The 20,532-nt window shown below is 55.3% G+C and carries 18 protein-coding genes; 14 read left to right on the forward strand and 4 right to left on the reverse strand.

The features are described 5' to 3' along the window. Window positions 1–9: 9 nt before the first annotated feature. The 3 genes from ACP4CD_RS13690 to ACP4CD_RS13700 all read right to left on the reverse strand — a co-directional run bounded on the left by ACP4CD_RS13690 (window position 10) and on the right by ACP4CD_RS13700 (window position 3,456). Window positions 10–1,098 carry a glycosyltransferase family protein gene (locus ACP4CD_RS13690; protein ID WP_426991308.1) on the reverse strand — a complete coding sequence of 363 codons (1,089 nt, stop codon included), beginning with the start codon at window positions 1,096–1,098 and terminating at the stop codon, window positions 10–12. Beyond that, window positions 1,095–2,582 (reverse strand): lipopolysaccharide biosynthesis protein, encoded by a 1,488-nt coding sequence (locus ACP4CD_RS13695; RefSeq protein ID WP_426991309.1) that lies wholly within the window; start codon window positions 2,580–2,582, stop codon window positions 1,095–1,097. The genes ACP4CD_RS13690 and ACP4CD_RS13695 overlap by 4 nt, the downstream gene beginning before the upstream one ends. 85 nt (window positions 2,583–2,667) lie before the next feature. Continuing rightward, window positions 2,668–3,456 carry a hypothetical protein gene (locus ACP4CD_RS13700; RefSeq protein ID WP_426991310.1) on the reverse strand — a complete coding sequence of 263 codons (789 nt, stop codon included), beginning with the start codon at window positions 3,454–3,456 and terminating at the stop codon, window positions 2,668–2,670. A gap of 440 nt (window positions 3,457–3,896) precedes the next feature. Between ACP4CD_RS13700 and ACP4CD_RS13705 the strand changes: the two genes are divergently transcribed. Further along, window positions 3,897–5,036: a VanZ family protein gene (locus ACP4CD_RS13705; RefSeq protein WP_426991311.1), complete on the forward strand. Its 1,140-nt coding sequence runs from the start codon at window positions 3,897–3,899 to the stop codon at window positions 5,034–5,036. A gap of 8 nt (window positions 5,037–5,044) precedes the next feature. Here the strand turns inward: ACP4CD_RS13705 and ACP4CD_RS13710 are convergent, their stop codons facing one another. Continuing rightward, the gene (locus ACP4CD_RS13710) at window positions 5,045–6,421 is read right to left on the reverse strand and encodes an undecaprenyl-phosphate glucose phosphotransferase (protein ID WP_426991313.1); all 1,377 of its coding nucleotides are present in this window, start codon (window positions 6,419–6,421) and stop codon (window positions 5,045–5,047) included. Between the two features lie 981 nt (window positions 6,422–7,402). On the opposite strand from ACP4CD_RS13710, the gene pyrF reads away from it, so the two are divergent. The 13 genes from pyrF (at window position 7,403) to ACP4CD_RS13775 (ending at window position 20,526) form a co-directional block, all read left to right on the forward strand. Continuing rightward, window positions 7,403–8,128: an orotidine-5'-phosphate decarboxylase gene (gene pyrF / locus ACP4CD_RS13715; protein WP_426991314.1), complete on the forward strand. Its 726-nt coding sequence runs from the start codon at window positions 7,403–7,405 to the stop codon at window positions 8,126–8,128. A gap of 163 nt (window positions 8,129–8,291) precedes the next feature. Further along, window positions 8,292–8,837, forward strand: a complete 546-nt coding sequence (locus tag ACP4CD_RS13720; protein ID WP_064024119.1) for a shikimate kinase — start codon at window positions 8,292–8,294, stop codon at window positions 8,835–8,837. Beyond that, window positions 8,818–9,900 carry a 3-dehydroquinate synthase gene (gene aroB, locus ACP4CD_RS13725; protein ID WP_426991316.1) on the forward strand — a complete coding sequence of 361 codons (1,083 nt, stop codon included), beginning with the start codon at window positions 8,818–8,820 and terminating at the stop codon, window positions 9,898–9,900. The genes ACP4CD_RS13720 and aroB overlap by 20 nt, the downstream gene beginning before the upstream one ends. Continuing rightward, window positions 9,890–11,470 (forward strand): SPOR domain-containing protein, encoded by a 1,581-nt coding sequence (locus ACP4CD_RS13730; protein ID WP_426991318.1) that lies wholly within the window; start codon window positions 9,890–9,892, stop codon window positions 11,468–11,470. The genes aroB and ACP4CD_RS13730 overlap by 11 nt, the downstream gene beginning before the upstream one ends. Window positions 11,471–11,491: 21 nt before the next feature. Beyond that, the gene (hemE, locus tag ACP4CD_RS13735; protein WP_426991319.1) at window positions 11,492–12,562 is read left to right on the forward strand and encodes a uroporphyrinogen decarboxylase; all 1,071 of its coding nucleotides are present in this window, start codon (window positions 11,492–11,494) and stop codon (window positions 12,560–12,562) included. Beyond that, the gene (locus ACP4CD_RS13740; protein WP_426991321.1) at window positions 12,562–12,981 is read left to right on the forward strand and encodes a secondary thiamine-phosphate synthase enzyme YjbQ; all 420 of its coding nucleotides are present in this window, start codon (window positions 12,562–12,564) and stop codon (window positions 12,979–12,981) included. The genes hemE and ACP4CD_RS13740 overlap by 1 nt, the downstream gene beginning before the upstream one ends. 10 nt (window positions 12,982–12,991) lie before the next feature. Next, window positions 12,992–13,450, forward strand: a complete 459-nt coding sequence (locus ACP4CD_RS13745) for a DUF411 domain-containing protein (protein ID WP_426991323.1) — start codon at window positions 12,992–12,994, stop codon at window positions 13,448–13,450. A 366-nt stretch (window positions 13,451–13,816) separates the two neighbouring features. Then, window positions 13,817–15,019: a glycosyltransferase family 4 protein gene (locus ACP4CD_RS13750; RefSeq protein ID WP_426991325.1), complete on the forward strand. Its 1,203-nt coding sequence runs from the start codon at window positions 13,817–13,819 to the stop codon at window positions 15,017–15,019. A gap of 60 nt (window positions 15,020–15,079) precedes the next feature. Beyond that, the gene (locus tag ACP4CD_RS13755) at window positions 15,080–15,955 is read left to right on the forward strand and encodes a nitroreductase family protein (protein ID WP_426991327.1); all 876 of its coding nucleotides are present in this window, start codon (window positions 15,080–15,082) and stop codon (window positions 15,953–15,955) included. A gap of 2 nt (window positions 15,956–15,957) precedes the next feature. Further along, complete coding sequence (locus tag ACP4CD_RS13760; protein WP_426991328.1) at window positions 15,958–17,037, forward strand: polysaccharide pyruvyl transferase family protein; 1,080 nt, start codon at window positions 15,958–15,960, stop codon at window positions 17,035–17,037. Between the two features lie 64 nt (window positions 17,038–17,101). Further along, the gene (locus tag ACP4CD_RS13765; RefSeq protein WP_426991329.1) at window positions 17,102–18,316 is read left to right on the forward strand and encodes a hypothetical protein; all 1,215 of its coding nucleotides are present in this window, start codon (window positions 17,102–17,104) and stop codon (window positions 18,314–18,316) included. An 84-nt stretch (window positions 18,317–18,400) separates the two neighbouring features. Then, window positions 18,401–19,492, forward strand: a complete 1,092-nt coding sequence (locus tag ACP4CD_RS13770; RefSeq protein ID WP_426991331.1) for a glycosyltransferase family 4 protein — start codon at window positions 18,401–18,403, stop codon at window positions 19,490–19,492. Then, window positions 19,492–20,526: a glycosyltransferase family 4 protein gene (locus ACP4CD_RS13775; protein WP_426994684.1), complete on the forward strand. Its 1,035-nt coding sequence runs from the start codon at window positions 19,492–19,494 to the stop codon at window positions 20,524–20,526. Before ACP4CD_RS13770 ends, ACP4CD_RS13775 begins: the two co-directional genes overlap by 1 nt. Window positions 20,527–20,532 lie beyond the last annotated feature (6 nt).

The following is a 20,532-nucleotide window of genomic DNA, read 5'->3' on the forward strand; positions in this document are numbered from 1 at the left end:
TTTTGAAACTTATTGGGCGATAAAAGTTTTTATTTCTTCAGGAAACGGAGAATTATAATGTTTATACGCCCAAATCCCTTCCAACGTAGATAATAAAATTTCCATTCTGCTACGTTGCGTGTGATGCTTCCTTACATATTCGGCGGCGCTTAACGCCATCTCCAGTCTTTGCTGTTCAGGCATGCTAAGCAACCATTTAACCTTATCGACGGCTTGATTGGGGGTTTTGAAATAATGGCAATGTACCCCGTCCTTCAAGATTTCATCAAATTTCGGCGAATAACCGGATACATAGGGTATGCCCATTGCAATGGTGTTGAACGGACGATTGGAGTCGTAATATTCGATGTCGCTAAATTGCGGAATACCGATTGCGACTTTGGATGCGTTATATGCCTCGACCTGTTTAAAAAAGTCGATAGGCCCTCTGCCACACTGGAACTTCTCCCAGCCTTTTCCATACAGCGCAAATTTATCTCCGAATTCTTCTTGTAGCGCAGCAATTAACTTAGGCCTTTCTTTAGCGCCGGGCGCGGACGCAAAGGGCCGACGAGATTTCCATTGATTGGCGATCATCACCAAGTCGTTCTGATAATCTCTTTCGGTTTTTATAGGCTCGCCAAATGATACCTCATCGTATCCGTGCGGCAATAAATAAACATGCCTCGCGCCATGCCTCTTCAAATATTCCGCTACGCGCCCCAGTCCTGAGTTGAAACAAACATCGGTATATTTAATTAAAGACAATAAACACTTTGGATACGGCACTACCCAAAAGTTGCCGAACGGATCGCCATTTTCGTTACAGATCGCCGGCTTGCTGGGCAAATCCCTGATCCTTGCCATGATTTTCTCGTTTAAATGTCCAGTCCAGAGTCCATGCCAATAGATGGCATCCGCACCGAAATCTTTTGCAATTTCGTAGACTTTTTCCGCCATGGCATCCCAGCCGTGTTCACGTCCGAAAATTCGATACGAAAAGATTTCCAGCGCTTCCAAGCGGCCTTCCGAAAGCATGTCGGCGAAAATTTTTCGTCTAGCTCGTTGGTCCCCTTCAACTGACTCTACCGGCAAATACAACAATCTCAGTTTTTTCATAGAAAATATCTTTTTGGAAAAAATTTTTTTAACATTGCCGATTGTTTCAGTAAATACTTAACGGCAGGCAGGCGAAATGCAACATATCGACTCACCATTAAACCAAGTCCAAAACCTATGATTGCGGATAGACCATCGATTGCCAACCGAAATATTTTGGGAATATTCTCAGGTATAAACTGGATAGAGGCATAAACCGTTACAATCGTTAAAGTTGCCATCGTTATTATACAAACCCCGGCCAGCAACGTTTCTTTAACTGAAATACGTAATATCCGACTTAACTTTATAGTAACGACTATCAGCCTTACCCATTCAGTGATCACCAATGCCAACGCGATATCCACTACATTGCCGCTTGGAGCCAGTACAAATAGCAATAAGGAAATCAAGGCCAGCGCAAAAAACTGTACTTGCATTTTCACGCGCAGCTTATTAATCGAATTTAACGTAACACCCGCGACGTGGGAAATAAAGGACGGCCCAACCGATAACGACAGCATTTGCAAAATTGGAATTGCCTCCAGCCAGTTTTCTCCTAATAATACTTTTACAATATCATTGGCAGTTAAATAAATCGTCAAACTAACTGAAAATGCGTAACTACCCACCAACAATATGCTTAATTGCAAGCTGTACTTCTGCTTTTCTCTTTGATTTCCTATAGAACTGACGATAGGAAATAGCGCCTTGGTTAAAATATTGGCGGGTTGTTGTACCGGCAAATTTGCCAGTAGGTTAGCTCGACTGTAAAAGCCGGATATTTTTGCCCCTAACAACTTACCTACCACCAAGGAATCAAGGCCAGCGGCCAAAAACTCCATGAAACCAATAACTGAATATCTACCACCGTAGCTAAGAAAATGTCTCCGCTGTGCAGGGGAATGCTTCAAGGACAGGGAAAATGGCATTGCCATATAACTCAAGGCCGCGGTTACCGTTAGTTGGGTCATGACCGCACAGACTAACGCCCAAACTTCTAAACCAGAATACGCCGCGGTTATTCCAACTATGCCGTATCCGATAAGATAGGCAACAACGTCGATGATCGCTATCGAACGAAATGCCGTGTTGCGTTGCAATAAGCCTTGCGCAACTGCCGCAAAACCCGAAATTACAAAGTTTATCGACAACACGCGTATGACCGAAGCCAAACCCGGCATTTCATAAAATATTTCGAATACCGGCGCGGCCACTTGCACTAAAGCGCAAAATGTAGCGGATATGCCTAAGGAGACTGCCAGAGCCGCCGAGACATCCCCTTGATTCAGTTCTTGCTTCTGAATGATTGCCGGTGCAGTCCCTATTTGCGCGAAAAAACTGAAAAATCGCAAACAAACGCTAGCAACAGCAACAACCCCGAAAGCAGAAGGATCAAGAAGCCTAGCCATCACTGCCATAAATATCAATTGGAAAGCGGTTACAAAAACTGTCGATAATGTCCCCCACGCGACACCGGAGGAAAGCTTTTTTATTTTAGTCACTGTCAAAATTTAGTTTAAACCCAGCATAGTTATTTGACAAAGCCTTTAATCCAGAAATCTACTGGAATTTTAGGCCAAATCAAAATTAATAAAGCGACCGCATTCTTCCCATGATTCGTTTTATGATATTGGCCTTCTTCTTTTTCACAGCAGGGTCATAAAACCCACGTTTGGCAAAATCCACGGTTAGCCCGTGCGCTGCAAATAGCGGCTCAACAATATGTTTTTGCCATTTCCCTGCGACAACACCTGTTGCCCTGTAAGGCAACACGGCCGCACCGGGCTGTGTAAACAAATCCCTATTTACGCATAAAATAATGTCATTTTTGCGACGCGCTCTAAACGACCCGAATATTTCAAATTGCCATGGATTCTCGTGAAGACGAATGTGGCTTTGCATTGTGCTTTTTCGCCAAAGACCTGCTTGCAATCCCAACAAATACCTTGAGCTTTTGGCCACTCGCCACAGCAATTTGTTTTCGGTTGGTTGCCAGGGACCAGAACCGCCAAGCTCCATTAATCGGATGACATCGGCACGCCCTTCTCGCATCTCATTTAAGAACTCGTGAATATATTCTTCTTTCACCGGTTCTTCTAAGAAATAATCTTCCTGAAAATACAATATGTAGGGTGTGTCAATTTTATCCAAACAACGAGCAAGGCATTCACTCCAAGTTAGACGCCGAGTTTCGCCTTCCGCTACCTTTGAACACGATATGTTAAGCCCATCGAATTCAAATCCCTTTAATTCCGTATTCAAAACAATCGGGAATGGGCAATTAGGCCAATAGCGTTTAAATAATGTAAAAAAAGGCTCCCAACAATCTTCAAAACTATCGGAAGTATTGACCAGCACAGTTAATTCTTTTTCCATTTCCAGTCCCAAGTTACCCACTTAATCAACTAAACCCAATTAATAAAAACCGTCAAAAATCGCTGAAATATTGAACCTTCAGAGAACCAAGCCTGCTATCTCTCTGCATTAGAACAGGCATAGAGAAATCAAGAAAACCACCTCTTACACTTAAGAAACCTCTGATTAATTCGTCAACATGAATTTCAGCACCAATTAAATCAACGACTTGCGCATTGATTTTCTTGAAAACCTGAATTAATCAAAGGTTCCTTAACCATCTAAATAGGCGACATTCGTTAATGTAGCGAACTCTTTCGCCAAGACCCCATAACTAAAACAGTAGACCTACTGCTGCTTAATTAAACTATAAATATCATTTCACACAAAATAGATTAAACATCCGCTAAAATGTATCATCATTACCTCGAATGGTATTTAATTTAGATTCTAGATATCCGATGCCGACCTTCTCGAGCCACAAGCCATCTGAATCACATATAATCATTGCAGCGTTGTTCCTAAGCGTTGTAACCATAGCGTTCTTTAACAATTACCCGCAATTTATATCCGAGCCCTCCGAGCTCTTAGAGAATCCTAGCTTTGAATTTGGCTTAGAGCATTGGGCTTACTCAAAGAAGGGAGTAGAGCTTTATTTTTCCGACCTCCCGAACAAAGTAAATCCGGATGATTTGGAACGCCGAGTACATGGTGCGACCGCCGTTTCCCTAACGTCTAACGATTCCAACAGCTTTGTTTCCATCTATCAATTTATTACTCCAGTAACTCCCGGCAGGTTGGTCAAGCTCAACTCGACCCTGATGACCAATAATGTCGTAAACGGCTCTGCGACTTGGGAAACGGCTCGCGTTGTATTATTGGCATTCGACCAGTCTGACAAACCTCGATACGACCGCCCCCATGTTCTTATCAACTTACCGGAATCATCCGATTGGGCTCAATACGAGCGTATTTTTGAAATTAGCGCTGATACCACAAAACTCCAAGTAGCCGCTCAACTGACGCATTGCCAGGGACAATTACTCGTTAAATCATTCAGCTTAAATCCAGTTGAATTAAATCCGCAGTTTGTCCAATACAGATTGTGGTTATTATCTGTATGGCTTGGCTTCGGCGTTTGGATCACTGTAAAAGCTGTTCGAAGCCATATCAGCATTCGATCCGATTGGTTTTTAATATTTACCATACTCGGCATTCTATCCGGAGTATTAATGCCGGAATCACTTAAGGAAACACTTGGGCAATCAGTTTGGCCGACTAAATCAATACTTCCAATCGAACATGCGGAACATTTAAGAACTTTTAAACTGTCTTTCACCATTCCTGTAATTGACATTTACAAACTGGGGCATATCGTTACATTTACCTTTTTGCCAATCTCTGTTTGGGTTGGCAACCGATTTCGTAAACCAAAACCCCAACAAATCATGCAGATGCTAGTCTTTGCAATTTGTAGCGAAACGCTACAATTATTCACTGTAGGCCGAGGCCCGCAACTGGGTGATGTTTTCATCGATAGCTTTGGAATTTTGCTCGGGTTGGCAGTTACTATTTTCTGCCGCCGCCCTAACCTCATTTAGCGAGCCGCTTAATACGCTTGCTCCCCGACAAAGCCCTTGAAGACGGTCATGAATACGATCTTGATGTCCAGCCACAGCGACCATTGGCGGATGTATTCCAGATCGTAGTGAATGCGGGCCTGCATTTTGTCGATGGTTTCGGTTTCGCCCCGGCAGCCGCTGATTTGCGCCAAGCCGGTGATGCCGGGTTTCATTTTGTGGCGCAGCATGTAACCCTGGATTTGCTTGCGATAGTATTCGTTATGAGCAATCGCGTGCGGACGCGGGCCGACCACGGACATCGTGCCCCGCAGGACGTTTAGAAACTGAGGTAATTCGTCCAACGAGGTACGCCGTAAAAACGCGCCCAGCGGCGTGACCCGGCTGTCGTTGGCGGTCGCTTGCTTGACGGCGTCGCCGTTTTCGCAGACCGACATCGAGCGGAACTTCCAGACTTCGATCGGCTCGCCCTTCACGCCGTAACGCAATTGTTTGAAGATGACGGGACCGGGCGAAGTGACCTTGACCGCGAGCGCAATCAGAAGCATCGGAATCGCGATCAGCGGCAAAATCAGCGCGCACAACACCAAGTCTTCCAGACGTTTGGCCATACCGTCCAACACCGAATTGAGCGGGGTGTCGAACACGCTGACTACCGGGATACCCTTGACGCTGCTGAGTTTGGATTGCATCAGGTTGAAGGTGAAAAAATCGGGAACGATATTCACCGACACCGTGCTGTCGGCCAGTTCGCGGATCAACTGATTGATCCGCACTTCGGCGCGGAGCGGCAGGGTGATGTAGATATGGTCGATCTCGCCACGCTGACTGCGCTTTAACAATTCCTTGAAATCGCCGGTAATGTCGTCTTCTATCAACTCGCCTTGCTCGCGGCGTTGCGGATTTTCGACGCGATCGTCAAAGTAGCCGGCAAAATGGTAGCCCAACCAAGGCATTTCGGTCAGCGCGATATTCAAGCGCTTGCCGAGCGGATTGGCACCCAATATCGCGTAATAACGGACATTCAAGCCGTGCAAACGCAGAAACGACAATGTCGCTCGCCGGAGCGTGTGCACCAATATAATGCCCAACGGCACCAGCGGAAACCACAACTCGAGCACTTGCTTGGAGAATTCGAAATCCGGCTCCAGCAAGTACACGCCGCTGGACACCACCGCAAAGGAGCCTATCCACGACAGTAAAATCCGCAATGCATCGTCGAACATCGGGTCGCCGCGCCAACCGTGATAGATCTCTTGATGTTCGGCGAAGATACCGAACAACACCGTACAAGCGATGAAGAGGATCAAATACTCGCGCGTGAAAGGGATTTGATAGAGCTCCAGCGACGCAAACATCGACACAAAAATGATCCCGGTATCGATGGCGCGTTTAACCCCTTGCATTTCAGGCCGCAAGGGACGGATAAATCCTTTTGAGCGAAGTTGGTTCATATCCAGAAGTTATAGACTATTCGTTGAACATCCGATCGATCCGCGCTGATCCAATAATTTATCAGCGCTTTATTTCAGCCCCATGAATCTAGGCTCCCTACCCGACTATCGATTCGGCCTTTCGGTGTTTTAAGTCGTTGCAAACACTGATAGGCCGCTTCTATAAGCCAGCCGTTCGATGCGGCGACTGGATTCAAACGTAACTGTCAGCAAAATGCACACCAGTTATCCCTGTTAGCCGGGAAGCCCCCGACGATTGCCATACCTCTAAACGCTGGTTCCACTCGTGGCCCACCGCAGCAATGTCAAGCGTGACCGAACACACCATCCCGAGTGCGCCTTAAGGATACACCGATAAGCCAATCTTCATCAGGCACAACACGCGCTAAGTGCCCAGTGTCGAGTTTTTTGCCGACCATCACATAGCGTTGCAACCGCACCATCTTGGTTCATCATCACGCCGACAAAGTCGCAAAACGCCTTTCGGCGATACCTTTAGCCTGCTAATCAATGCTTTACGACTCCCCGGCCCGAATGCGAGCATTCCCGCAGCCGTAAACAAACGGCCGATTTATACGCGAACGGCATTCCGATCTGTCGTTTTTAATGACATCCTAATGTTTTCGTCATCGGTTACCCCACTTTTCCAAGTTAATAATGATGCAAAAATCCATTCCGTGAAAGTTTTTCCAGGAAAAGTTCCGTCGCTTGTTCACGTCACGCTCGGAAAACGGTCACGAATTCGGCCTACACCGCCTTGGATAAATCGCAGGAAAGCCTCGCGCGGATTAGTCATTTTGTTCCGCCCTTCCCGCGCGGACACGGTGTTTGCGTGTTTATCCCCGCCCAGGCCTTTGACGGGCCAGCAAATGCTCCCAATTTAAATCCGGCTTGCGGTTAAAATCTCGCCGTTAACGTTAATTCGGACTTCTCATGTCAAATACCTTTATCTCTCAAAAACCCATTCCTCCTCGCGAACGCCTGATCATGGCGCTGGACGTCGCCAGCATCGCCGAAGCCCAAGCCCTGGTCGAGGAACTGGGCGATTCCGTGGTGTTTTATAAAGTCGGTATGGAACTGTTTATGTCCGGCGACTATTTCGGCTTTATCGAATGGTTGAAGGCGCGCGACAAGAAAGTCTTCGTGGACCTCAAGTTTTTCGACATACCCGCCACCGTCGGGCGAGCGATCAAAGCCCTGAGCAGCAAGGGCGTGGACCTGGCAACGATACACGGCAACGATTCCATCATGGAAGCCGCGGCCGAAGCCAAGGGCAATCTGAAGGTCTTGGCGGTGACGGCGTTGACTAGCCTGGACCGGGGCGATTTGGACGACTTAGGCTTTCAATGCGATGTGCGCGAATTGGTGCTGTCTCGCGCCAAGCGGGCGCTGCAGATTGGTTGCGACGGCATCGTATCGTCGGGCTTGGAAGCGGAATTGATTCGCTCTCACTTGGGCGACAAGTTATTGGTGATTACGCCGGGCATACGGCCGGTCGACAACCGGGAAGACGACGACCAGAAACGGGCGGTCAGCGTCGAACAGGCCATCCAAAGCGGCGCCGATTATTTGGTAGTGGGCCGGCCGATTCGCGATGCGGAGGACCGCAAAGCCATGGCGGAAAAAATACAGCGGCAAATTGCGGCTCAGTTTGAATAAGCAGAGAGGCAAACCGAGGTTTGCACTCCGGTAGGGTCTGTTCGAGTCGCTGTGCGGAGTGCAAATCTCGATTTGCCGTGTTCGCGGGTTGGCTGGCGTTTCGTTCGACGGCAAAAGACGGCATAATGGCCGGATTTTTTGATAGCCGCTTCCCATCCGCGCCATGAAACCAGCTCCCAATATCTATCTGATCGGCCTGATGGGTGTCGGTAAAACCACGATAGGCAAGCAGGTCGCGAAAGCGATGCAATGGCCGTTTTACGACAGCGACAAGGTCATAGAAGAAACCACCGGCACCGACATCCCGACCATCTTTGCCTACGAAGGCGAGGAAGGCTTTCGCAACCGGGAGCAGGCGATGATTCGCCAATTGACCGGACTGGACGGCATCGTGATGGCAACCGGCGGCGGCTCGATACTGCGGCCGGAAAACCGCGAGGCCCTGAAAACCCGCGGCTTTGTCGTCTATCTGCATTGTTCGATCGACAAAATCCTGCACCGCACCAAACACGATACTCAGCGGCCGCTGCTGCGCACCGAAAATCCGCGCCAGCGTTTGCAGGAACTGTTTGCCATCCGCGATCCTCTGTACCGGGAATGCGCGGATTTTAGAATCGATTCCGGCATGTTGCCGGGCAAGACCGTCGTCAAAACCATTTTGCAGCAATATCAAGCCGCCCTGGAGAACCATGAAAGAGCTGCGAGTTGAACTCGACAAGCAACGAAGCTATCCGATTTATATCGGCGCCGGCCTGCTCGGCCAAGCCGAGCTGCTGACCCGGCACATCCGTTCCAAGCAGGTCGCGATCGTCAGCAACGACACGATCGCGCCGCTGTATCTGTCCAAGGTCTTAGCCGGGCTTGGCGATTACCAAACCGAAACGGTCATCTTGCCCGACGGCGAACAGTACAAAACCCTGCAATATCTGGAAAAGATTTTCGACGGGCTGCTGGCCAACAAATTTAGCCGCAATGCCACGCTAATCGCGCTGGGCGGCGGCGTCATCGGCGACATGGGCGGTTTCGCGGCGGCCTGCTACCAGCGCGGCATCGCCTTCATCCAGATTCCGACCACCTTGCTGGCGCAAGTCGATTCATCGGTCGGCGGCAAGACCGGCGTCAACCATCCGCTCGGCAAGAACATGATAGGCGCGTTCTATCAGCCGCAATGCGTGATCGCCGACGCCGACGTGCTCGATACCCTGGACGATCGCCAATTGTCGGCCGGCTTGGCCGAAGTGATCAAATACGGCCTGATCCGCGATCCGGAGTTTCTGGACTGGCTGGAAGCCAATATGCCGAAGTTGCTGGCTCGCGACAAAGCCGCCTTGGCTTATGCGATCGAACGCTCCTGCGCCAACAAGGCGGCGGTGGTCGGCGAAGACGAATTCGAAAACGGCGTACGGGCCACCTTGAACCTGGGCCACACCTTCGGCCACGCCATCGAAACCGGTTGCGGTTACGGCGAATATCTGCACGGCGAGGCGGTGGCGATAGGCACCGGCTTCGCGGCCGACTTGTCGCGCCGGCAGGGTTATCTGGGCGATGCCGATGTCGCGCGCGTGCTGGCCATTTTGCACGCCGCCGGCCTGCCGACCCGGCCGCCGACCGAGATGAGCACCGAGCAATATCTGGACTTGATGGCGGTGGACAAGAAAAACGTCGACGGCAAGATTCGGGTGATTTTGTTGGAAGCGCTCGGCAAGGCCTTGTTGCCGATCAGCGTGGAGAGAGCGCCGTTGCAGGCAACCTTGAACGCTTATGCCGGATAACGAAAATCTGACTTACAGCTACCAAAAGCGCACGCTGGATCATAGGCCCGAGCGCAGCCTATTGACGCCGGAGCGCGCCCAAAAGCTGGACTTGTTGGTGCATTTGCTGAGCAATCTGCAGCAAGCCCTGGTCGTCTGCGGCCCGCCGGGCATCGGCAAGACCACGCTGCTGGAAGCCTTGCAACAAAGCCAGCGCGAACAATGGCAAATCTCGCTGTTAAAAGCGACACCGGCGTCGAGCTTCGAGACTATCGTCCACGAATTGTTGCGCAGCCTGAATATCCCTAATCTTGCCGCCAGTTTCGATTTGACTCGACTGCGCGAACTTTGCGGCAAGCAGGCGGTGGTGCTGTTGATCGACGATGCCGGCCATCTGATGCCGGGGCTGATCACGATGTTGATCGAATTCGCCGATTCGCTGCCGGGCCTGCATCTGGTATTCGCACTGAGCCACGACCAATTCAGCATCAAGGCCGGTACCGACCGGCGCATCGAAGACGCCCACGTCATCGAACTGCCGCCGCTCAAGCAGCGCCATTATCGGGATTTTCTGCAAAACCTGTCGGCCCAACCGGGTTCCGCCATTTCGTTCAACGCGGTCACCGACCCGTTGATCGAAGCGCTGTACCTGGAAACCCACGGCATTCCCGGCCGGATACTCGAAGAACTGCCGAAACTGGCCGAGCAACAAGGCCGAACCGGCGCGCGCTGGGGATTATGGCTGGGAGTCATCGCGGTGATCGCCGGCACCGGGGGTGCAATGGTTTGGTTGTGGCCGAACAATGACGAGAAAACCCTCGTCGCCGCGCCGTCCCTCGGCAAGCCGACGAGCCAAGTGCTACCGGCCGAGCCGGTGAATCCACCCGCCCAGGCCCCGGCTGAAACGCCGACACCGGCATCCAAGCCGCTTGACGGACCGGCGCCGACCGCGCGGCTTGACGAACGTCCCGCCGACGCGGCAGAACCGGTGCCGCCGCCAGCGCCGCAATCCACCCCCCAGCCGTTTCCGATAGCGCAGCAAACGACTAAAGCCGCGCCGGCCGAAAACGAACCAAACGCCGTGCAAACCGCGTCGGCACCAGTCGCAGCGCAGCCCGCGCCAGTGGCTGCTCCCAGCCTTCCGGCGCCGATTGCGGCAACCACTACGGCGACTCCGCCCGTTGCGCCGCCGACACCGGCCGTGACGCCGACGGTTCCGAGCAAAACCGAATCCGCGACGCCGCCGGTCGTCGCCGGCAAACCGCCCGAAAAGCCGGCGAAACCGGCCAAGCCGTCGGATCAGGGCGATAGCGACTGGATTGCCGCTCAACCGGGCACTCATTACACGCTGCAAGTCATGACGCTGTCGAATAAAGCCGGCCTGCCGCGCTTTTTCAAAAAATACGCGGAATACAGCGAGAGTCTGAAGTACTACACGATTCGCCAGGGCGATCAGGAAAAGTTCGTGCTGATTTACGGTTCGTTCGCCAGCCCGGCGGAAGCCAATCAGTTTAAAACGCTGATGCCCGGCGAATTTCAAACCGCCCAGCCGATCCGGTTCAAGGCCATTCAAAAAGACGGCAAACGCTGATCACTCACCACCTTCTCACCGATGACAACAATAGAAAACGACATATTCCTTAGAGCACTGTTAAAGCAACCGGTCGAACGCACCCCGGTCTGGATGATGCGCCAAGCCGGCCGCTATTTGCCCGAATACCGCGCTACCCGCGCCAAAGCCGGCAGCTTCATGCAACTGTGTACCAACCCGGAACTGGCTTGCGAAGTAACCCTGCAACCTTTGGAGCGCTTTGGCTTCGATGCCGCCATCCTGTTTTCCGACATTCTGACGATACCTGACGCGATGGGCTTGGGTCTGTCCTTCGCCGAGGGCGAGGGCCCGCAATTCGCCCATCCGATCCGCACTGCCGACGACGTCAAGCGCCTGCCGATTCCCGATCCGGAAACCGAATTGCGTTACGTCGTCGACGCCGTGCGTCTAATCAAATCCAATCTGCGCAACCGACTGCCGCTTATCGGCTTTTCCGGCAGCCCGTGGACCTTGGCGACTTACATGGTGGAAGGCAAGGGCAGCAAAAGCTTTCAGAAAGTCAAAAGCATGATGTTCGAGGAACCGGCCTTGATGCATCAAATGCTGGACAAACTGGCGCAAGCGGTGGCCGCGTATTTGAACGCCCAAATCGCCGCAGGTGCCGACGCGGTGATGCTGTTCGACACCTGGGGCGGCATGCTTAGCCATGGCGATTATCTGGAGTTTTCGTTGAGCTACGCCCGCCAGGTGCGGGAACTGCTGAACACCCAGCGCGACGGCCGGCAAATCCCGACCATCTTGTTCACCAAGGGCGGCGGCCTGTGGCTGGAAACGATGGCCGACACCGGCTACGACGCACTGGGTTTGGATTGGCAGACCGACATCGCCAACGCCCGCGCCCGCGTCGGCGCCAAGGTGGCCTTGCAAGGCAATATGGACCCGATTACGCTGTATGCCAAGCCCGAGGTGATCCGCGCCAAGGTCGGCAATATCCTGCACGACTTCGGCCACGGCACCGGCCACGTGTTCAATCTCGGTCACGGCATTTTGCCGGACATCGCCCCCGAGCACGTCAAGGCGATGGTCGATGCCGTGCGCGAATTCAGTCCGCAATACCATCGCGCCGGCTGATGTGGTTTCAAAAGCGCCTGCAATTGGCGGCCAAACCGCGTGGTTTTCATCTGGTCAACCGGGAGATCGTCAACCAGCTGCCCGAAATTCGCGAACTGGAAGTCGGCCTGCTGCATTTGTTTTTGCAACACACCTCGGCCTCGTTGGCGATCAACGAAAACGCCGACGCCGATGTGCGCCGCGACCTGGAAAGTTACTTTTCCCGAGCGGTGCCGGAAAATGAACCTTACTACCGTCACACCCTCGAAGGAGCGGACGACATGCCCGCCCACATCAAGACCGTGATCCTCGGCAGCTCGCTGACGATACCGGTCGGCGCCGGCCAATTGGCATTGGGCATCTGGCAAGGGATTTATTTATGCGAACACCGCAATCACGCGGGGCCGCGCACGATTATCGTAACGCTGAATGGCGAATGAAGAGGCTCTTATGAAAATAGCGAAAATTTCCGTTTTAACGCTGGCTACGATGTTCAGCGGTCTGTTATTCGCCGAGGAATCCAGCCAACCCGAAATGACCGTCTACCGCAGCCCAACCTGCGGTTGCTGCGGCAAATGGCTGGAGCATGCCGAAAACAGCGGCTTTAAAATCAAGGACGTGATCAGCTCGGACATGGATCAAATCAAGGCCCGTTACGGCGTGCCGGAGAAATTGGCGTCCTGCCACACCGTCGTCGTGGACGGCTACGTGATCGAAGGCCACGTCCCGGCCGCCGACGCGCAAAAACTGCTGAAGGAAAAACCGGCCATCGCCGGCCTGGCCGCGCCGGGCATGCCGATGGGCAGCCCCGGCATGGAAATGGGCGGCCGCCAGGACGACTACAAAGTCGTGTCTTTCGATAAGGATGGGCATTACGCAGTTTATGCCGAACACGGTAACGGTCGCTGATCGGCTGGCACGGCAAACCCGCCCGGCTTTTACCAGCCCGGTATAAGCCTAGCTAAACACCGATAACCGAGAGTGGACCTCAAATCAAGAACGCCAAGTCTTGTGTTCTGACGCGGCTGGATTCGGCGTCCTCCGTCGGAATGAGGGTGTCGTAAAAGTCGAAACAGAACCCTCTCCTCGCGGAAGAGGGCAGGGTGATGGATATAAAATCAATGCCTTACCTTGATATTCCCCTTCGTCCCAACCCCTCCCCCGCAAGGAGAGGGGCTTTTACGACACCCTCCGAATGACGGAATATCGTTATCAAATCGCAAATTTAGGTTTTTTGATCCCCTCATCCCGGCCACCTCTCGCCGGGCGGGGGTATTGCCCACTCCTCCGGCCATGTTGAATATCCGCCATTTCGCCAATACCATCGTCGGCAAGCCCGGCAATATCGGCGTGCGCACCGAGCGCATCATCCGCGCGCTGTCGGCCCAAGGCGATAGCGGCTATTGTTTGTCGCGCCAAGCTCAACTCAAATCGCCGGGCTTTGTCTACCGGGACATGGGCTGGCTCGGCCATCTCCCCAGACTGTTGAACGCTGCCCGAATTTACCTGGCGCCCAGCTTTAACCATCGCTATCCGGACGTCAAATTGTTCGAGTGGTTCGCGGCCCGCCACTGGCAAGAAGCCAGCTCCGGACCGCGGCCGATCGCCCACGTCTGGGACGCCTGCCCGCGATTGCTGACGGCATTGAAGACGGCCGGTATTCCGGTCCTGTTGGACATGCCGGTCGCACCGACCGCGTATTCACTGCGCATCGCCGAGCAATACGACCTCGATTTTCTGATGACCCATCGCAGCATGCTGGATTTCGAACAAGCCGCGTGCGAACTGGCCGACTTGATTGCCGCGCCATCGTGGTTCGTCGCCGAGGAATTGCAACGCATCGGCGTGACGCCGGACAAAATCCGCATTGCCGAATTCGGCGTGGACCCGCGTTCCGGCCCAACTAAGCTACACCCGCCCAAAAGCCCCGGTGCTCCGCTGGACTTCTGTTTCGCCGGCAACATTAACCGCCGCAAGGGTGTCGATTTGCTGCTGGATGCCTGGCGCGATCCGGCCTTTGCCGGCGACAGCCTGCATTTGTGCGGGCGACTATATCCCGAAATCGATGTCGCAGCCGCCACTAACCCGGTACTGACACCGGGTTTCGTCAACACCTTCGAATACCTGCCGAATTGCGATGTGTTTGTGTTTCCAAGTTGGCTGGAAGGTTCGGCCAAGGCGGTGTTCGAGGCCATGGCCTGCGGACTGCCGGCCATCGTCAGCGATGCTTCCGGCTCGGTGGTGCGCGACGGCATCGACGGTTTCGTGATCGCGGCCGGCGACCGCGACGCGTTGCGCGAGCGGATGTTGTGGTTCAAGGCCCATCCCGAACAAATCCGCGCGATGGGCGACAACGCCCGCGCGCGAGCGCGCCAATTCAGTTGGGACGGTTACGCCGCCAAGGTTATCGAGCTGTATCGGGAACTCGCCGACCGCGCCCACGCTTGCGTCGCTCCGATTGACAAGGCCGCCCGCTAAGTGGAGAATCCGCCGGCTACGCGGGGAGCTTAGCCCGCTCAATCCATCGTCGTATCGCCCGTGTTCAGCAAACTAAAATCTCTTCGCGAATATTTCCGAGTCTTTCTGGCCGACAACCGCCTGCTGTTCGCCGGTATCCGCCAGCGGCGCGGCGCCAAGGCCAAGGAATATTTGCTACGCCGTAACATTCATCGGCTGGAAAAAGGCTTGCGCAACCCGGAATGCCGGATTCCGTTCGGACAAGCCTATGCCGGCCAAACCGAACGCGACTTCGAAACCTACCGTTCGCAATTGCCGCCAGCCATCGCCGATTGGGGCGACCACGTCCTCGCCGAATATCGGCAACGACACGCCAATCCGGCGCTGCCGGTCGAAGCGCCGGCCGACGTCGCGATCCCGCTCGATGCACCCGACTACGCCAGCTTGCGCGCCGCCTTCGCCCAACGCACCAGTTGCCGGCATTTCATCGCGCCTGCCCCCGCCGGCGACGCCATCGCCGAGATCCTGCACGACACTCGCCATATACCGACGTCGTGCAACCGCGAAGCGTACCGGGTACTGATCGTCGAAACCCCGGAAAAACGCGACTGGCTGCTGGCAAACAGCATCGGCCTGACCAATTTCACCGGCGTCGAGCATTGCACGGTGCTGGCCTTCGTCGCCGATCTGGCGGCGGTGAACCATCCGCGCGACCGCCACGTGCCGGTCATGGATTGCAGCTTCGCCTCCTTGTTGTTCGCGCTGGCCGCGCAAAGCCGGGGCTTGGCCACTTGCTATTTGAACTGGCCGATCCGCCCAAACACAGACCGCCAATCCCGCGTCCTTCTGAATTTACCCGCCACCCAGAAGATCGTATTCTGTCTGTTGGTCGGCCACCAAAACCCCGCGCTTTCCAGCGGTAAGTCACCGAAAAGCGGACGCATTTGCAAGGTTTGATCGTGAAAAAACAGGTATTGCTGACCGGCTTCGGCTACGAAAATTTCGGTTCGCGGCTGATGTTCGAAACCGTCGCCCATCATTTACTGGATGGCGCGGCTCCGGTCATCGAAATGCCGCGCGGCTCGCAGTGGCACGCCTGGTACCGGGGCTATTTCTTGATGCCGAACGCGCTGATCCGTCGTGGCTTGGACCGATGGTGCGCGCGACTGGCGCCGGGCCCGTTCGCCCGGCTCGGCTTTAAAACGCTGACCGACATCGGCACGGTGCTGGACATCAGCGGCTATTTGCACGACCACGCGAATGCGCCGATGCTGATGAACAATAAGTTGCATTTGCTGCGGCTCGCCAAGTCCGCCGGCGCCAAGATCGCGTTTTTGCCCCATTCGCTGTCGATTCAGCAAGCCGCGCACCGCCCGATTTTCCAAGGACTCTATGCCTTGGCCGACATCGTGTACGCCCGCGACGCGCATTCCCACGCCGCCGCCGCCGCGCTCGGCCTGCCCCAACCCATCGGCCTGTGCTCCGACTTCGTATTGTGCCACCCCCGGCTGGCCACGTTCGAAACCGCGAACGACCCGGCAGCGCGCGACGTGCTGCTGGTGATTCCCAACTTTAAATCGCAGACCGCCGACATCGTCGCGGCCGCCCAACGCATGCTGAGCGCTCACGGAGACGCAATCCGGAAAGTGGTCATCGCGTCGTTTTATACCGGCGAGAAGGCCGCCTACCTCGAAGAAATCCGCGCCGCGCTCGCCGGTAGCGTCGAGGTTAGCATCGCGCCCGATCCCGAAGCGGTTTGGGACTGGTTGCCGCGAGCGCTGATTTGCGTATCGGCGCGCTACCACGGCTGCTGCCTGGCCTTATACGCGCAGGTCCCCTTGCTGACGGTCGGCTGGTCGGAAAAATACGAATCGCTGCTGCAAGCTTGGCAATATCCTCTGAATATAGCGGACGGCGACACCGTCGAAGCCGGGCGCGCGTATTATCGGGGCGCCTACCGGCAAAACCGCGCCGAGAAACTGAACGAAGTCCGCGCAATGTTTGCCGAGTTGCGGGCGCGTCTGGCGAATGCGGACTAGACCGGCATTGGCGGGTTCCGCCTACACCGGCGAAACCCGCCACGACAGTATTTGGTAGGGCCGGATGCCGGCTCCGTCCCGCCCCCATCGCGCCCGAACCCACGCGGTAGTCAAACCGATCTGGCTGCGCCTGCTCAGCGTTGCCTCGCAAGGCCTGTTTTTATTGGTCATGCAATGGCGCTGGCCGTTCGCGGAAATCGGCGAATATATGAGTTTGCTGGCCTTGTTCAATCTGTCAACCTTGCTGACGGCATCGGGACTGGATAAGCAATTGATCCGCCGCCGCGCGGCATTGTCGCTCGATAAAGCCGCCAGCGACGCGTTGATCGATCGCACCGCGACTTATGCCGGTCTGATCAGCCTAGCGTGGGCGGCTGGCCTGTTCGCCACTTTGTATCCGGAACCCTTATCCGCCGGGTTTTGGTCTATGTTGCTGTTCTGTGTGGCCGGTTGCGGATTTCGAATTCACGCCGCCAAAATCGCCGATCCGGAGCGTTACGCCGAGTTGCTGGACGCGCAATTGGCGCAGGCAACGGCGTTACGCCTGGGCTTGACCGCCGCGCTGGTTTGGTACGGCGACGCGCTGCAAATCGTCACGCTGGAATTATTGGGCGGCTGTTTGAGCAACTTGCGAATCTGCCGTTACTATCGGCTGAGCGTCAATCTGTCGTTACGCCGACTCGACCGCGATTTCCTGTATCAAGCGATGACGCTGTTTTTCTCCAAATTGCTGCAACAGTTAGGCGTGCGTTATTTGCTACTGATTCCGGCCGCGCAAGCCGATTTCGGCAGCGCCGGCCTGTTCGGTTATTTGCAAAAGGTCTGCGGCCTGGTGACCAACATCGCCGACTTTGTGCTACAACGCCTGCATGTCCGTCACGGCCTATTCCGGCAAGATCGCGATTTGGGCGATCAATACCGACGCGGAGCCCGCTGGGTGCTGGCGACTTCGGTGCTGCTCAGCACCGGGTTGGCGGCATTGGCGCTGGCGCTGGAACAGGGCTGGAACGATACCTTGCTGGCGGCCTTGGCCATTTTGGCCGGCTCGCCATTCTTGGTGTGGCGGACGACGCTGAGCAACGCCATCACCCAACGCCAAGTCTATTGGGTGTCGCCGCTGAGTTATTTGCCGGCCACGGCCTTGCTGGCCTTGCTGGCCGCGCTGGAGTTGACCCAGCCGCTGGCGCTGGCGCTGGCCTTGCTGGTCAATACCGTATTGAACGTAGCGACCGCGAAATTGCTGCTGGCCTGGTCCGGCGCGGAAGGGCGTCCGGCTTAAGCCCGGCCGTTCCCACGCCAAGTTTTTTGCTTGTTCGGCCGAAAAAACCGCTTCATGATCGTTAGTTGAAAATATTGGAACCGCATGCGCGTTATTTACATCACCCGTGCCAGCTTGTCCGCGTCCGGCGCCCAGGCCCGTCAAATCCTGTCGATGGCCCAGGCCTACCACGACCGGCTGGCCGGGCAATTTCTGCTGATTTCGCCCGGCGGGTTGAGTGGCAATCCGCCGTTCGCGCACCGTCCGCTGCCCTGGTCGGCCAAGCAATGGCAACGCTATATCCGAGCCTGTCTGGCGGCGTTGAGCGGTGCTCGTGCCGAGCGCTCGGCTCTATTTGTCACCCGCGACATCGTCGTCGCGTTCTGCGTGATTTTCGCCGGCGGCCAAGTAGTTTACGAAGCGCACGATCAACCGCACGGCTGGCTGCCCAAAACCCTGTTTCGGCTATTGAACCGAGCGGGCCGCTTTAAAATGACCACAAATTGCCTGGCATTGGCCGAACACTACCGCAAGGTCTACGGCTTTAGCGAGGCCAACCTGCTGCCGGCCCACAATGCCGCCTTCCCGGAGGCCTACGCGCCGTTGCGAGCATTGCCGAAAGCCGCACTCAGGCAACGCCTGAATTTGCCGGCCGATACACTCTTGGTGGTGCATACCGGCAGCCTCTATAAAGGCGGTGCCGAACTGTTCGAATATCTGGCGCGCGGCCGCGAACAAATCACTTTCGTGCATGTCGGCGGCAAGGACGGCGAGTGCGCGGTTTGGCGCGACTACTATCGCGACCGCGGCCTAAGCAACGTCCATTTCGTGCCGCACCGCCCTGCCGAGACGATACGCGAGTACCAGGTCGCCGCCGATCTGCTGTTTTATATGACGACCCGGCATTCGCCGATTTACTGGTGCACCTCGCCGCTGAAATTGTTCGAATACATGGCCAGCGGCACCCCGATACTCGGCGCCCGCATCGGCTCGATAGGCGAAGTCTTCGACGACAGTGTCGGGTTTTGTTTCGATCCCGAGCAATCGGCCGGTATCGAAGCCGGCTTCGCGGCCTTCCTGAGCGACCCCGCCGCCGCCGCGCGTCGCGCCGCCAACGCGCTGAGCGCCGCCGAACAACGTTATTCCTGGCATCGGCGCGCCGAAGCGATCTTACAGTTTGCCGGCGGGAATTTTTGATGGCCCGTATCGCGATCTTTTCCAAGTACTTCGGTTACAACATCGGCGGCGCCGAACACAGCACCTTGGCGCTGTTGAAACGTCGGGAAGCCGCCGGCGACAATATCACCGCCGTCATCGTCGCCAATCTGCGCAGCCACGGCGCCGAGTCGCTGCGCATGCCGCTGCCGGACACCTGGCACATTCGCTCGATTTCGCTGCCGGCCGATACGGTTCGCTTCCGCTTCTTCGCCTACTGGCGCAACCGCGCCGCGCTACGCGAACTCGGTAACTCTTTGAAGGATTTCGACGCACTTTACGCTTACGGCCTTTACGCGCCGGCGGTAATCAACGCTTTTACCGGCCAAACCGTGTATCTGGTGCGCGACGAATACGGGCTGGGCTGGAACCGGAACTACCGGCGAGGCCTGAAAAAATGGATGTTCGCGCTGTACCGCCTTGCCGAATGGCCGCTGGAGCGCTTGTGGTTGCGCGATTTGCGCCGTGCCATCGCCAAGTCGCGGCTCGTCGCCAATTCGCGCTTTATCGCCCAGGAATTGCAGTGCTTGGCGCCGGACGCCTCCATCGACATTCAATATCCCGAGCTGGATACCGCGACGCTACAAGCCGATTTCGCGCGACACGCGACCTACGTGTCGCACAAAGGCATCGTCCTGATCGGCGACAATATTCTCAAGGGCGGCGATATCGCCCGTAAAATCGCCGAGCGTTTGCCCGGCGAGCGGTTTTATTTGTTCGACCGGCGCAACCTGACCGAGCGACGCGACGGCAATCTGATATCGATGCCGTGGCAATCGCCGGGCCGGGTTTACGCCCACGCCAAACTGGTCATCGTCCCGTCGCGCTGGCACGAAGCATTCGGCCGCGTGGTGCTGGAAGCGCAAGTCCTAGGTATTCCCGTCGTGGCTTCGGCGCGCGGCGGCCTGCCGGAGGCCATCGCCGACCCGACGGCGTTGGTAGCCGATCCGGACGACATCGATAGCTGGCTGACAAAAATCGCCGAACGTCTAGCGCCGGCCGTCAATCACCGTTAACCCAAG

This window comes from Methylomonas stagni (assembly GCF_050154735.1).
GTDB classification, from domain to species: domain Bacteria; phylum Pseudomonadota; class Gammaproteobacteria; order Methylococcales; family Methylomonadaceae; genus Methylomonas; species Methylomonas koyamae_A.

Bases quoted from the DNA above. Each gene is read 5' to 3' on its own strand.
- ACP4CD_RS13690 (WP_426991308.1), bottom strand. From the start codon at position 1,098: ATGAAAAAACTGAGATTGTTGTATTTGCCGGTAGAGTCAGTTGAAGGG.
- ACP4CD_RS13700 (WP_426991310.1), bottom strand. From the start codon at position 3,456: ATGGAAAAAGAATTAACTGTGCTGGTCAATACTTCCGATAGTTTTGAA.
- ACP4CD_RS13705 (WP_426991311.1), top strand. From the start codon at position 3,897: ATGCCGACCTTCTCGAGCCACAAGCCATCTGAATCACATATAATCATT.
- ACP4CD_RS13710 (WP_426991313.1), bottom strand. From the start codon at position 6,421: ATGCAAGGGGTTAAACGCGCCATCGATACCGGGATCATTTTTGTGTCG.
- pyrF (WP_426991314.1), top strand. From the start codon at position 7,403: ATGTCAAATACCTTTATCTCTCAAAAACCCATTCCTCCTCGCGAACGC.
- ACP4CD_RS13720 (WP_064024119.1), top strand. From the start codon at position 8,292: ATGAAACCAGCTCCCAATATCTATCTGATCGGCCTGATGGGTGTCGGT.
- aroB (WP_426991316.1), top strand. From the start codon at position 8,818: ATGAAAGAGCTGCGAGTTGAACTCGACAAGCAACGAAGCTATCCGATT.
- ACP4CD_RS13730 (WP_426991318.1), top strand. From the start codon at position 9,890: ATGCCGGATAACGAAAATCTGACTTACAGCTACCAAAAGCGCACGCTG.
- hemE (WP_426991319.1), top strand. From the start codon at position 11,492: ATGACAACAATAGAAAACGACATATTCCTTAGAGCACTGTTAAAGCAA.
- ACP4CD_RS13740 (WP_426991321.1), top strand. From the start codon at position 12,562: ATGTGGTTTCAAAAGCGCCTGCAATTGGCGGCCAAACCGCGTGGTTTT.
- ACP4CD_RS13745 (WP_426991323.1), top strand. From the start codon at position 12,992: ATGAAAATAGCGAAAATTTCCGTTTTAACGCTGGCTACGATGTTCAGC.
- ACP4CD_RS13765 (WP_426991329.1), top strand. From the start codon at position 17,102: ATGCCGGCTCCGTCCCGCCCCCATCGCGCCCGAACCCACGCGGTAGTC.
- ACP4CD_RS13770 (WP_426991331.1), top strand. From the start codon at position 18,401: ATGCGCGTTATTTACATCACCCGTGCCAGCTTGTCCGCGTCCGGCGCC.
- ACP4CD_RS13775 (WP_426994684.1), top strand. From the start codon at position 19,492: ATGGCCCGTATCGCGATCTTTTCCAAGTACTTCGGTTACAACATCGGC.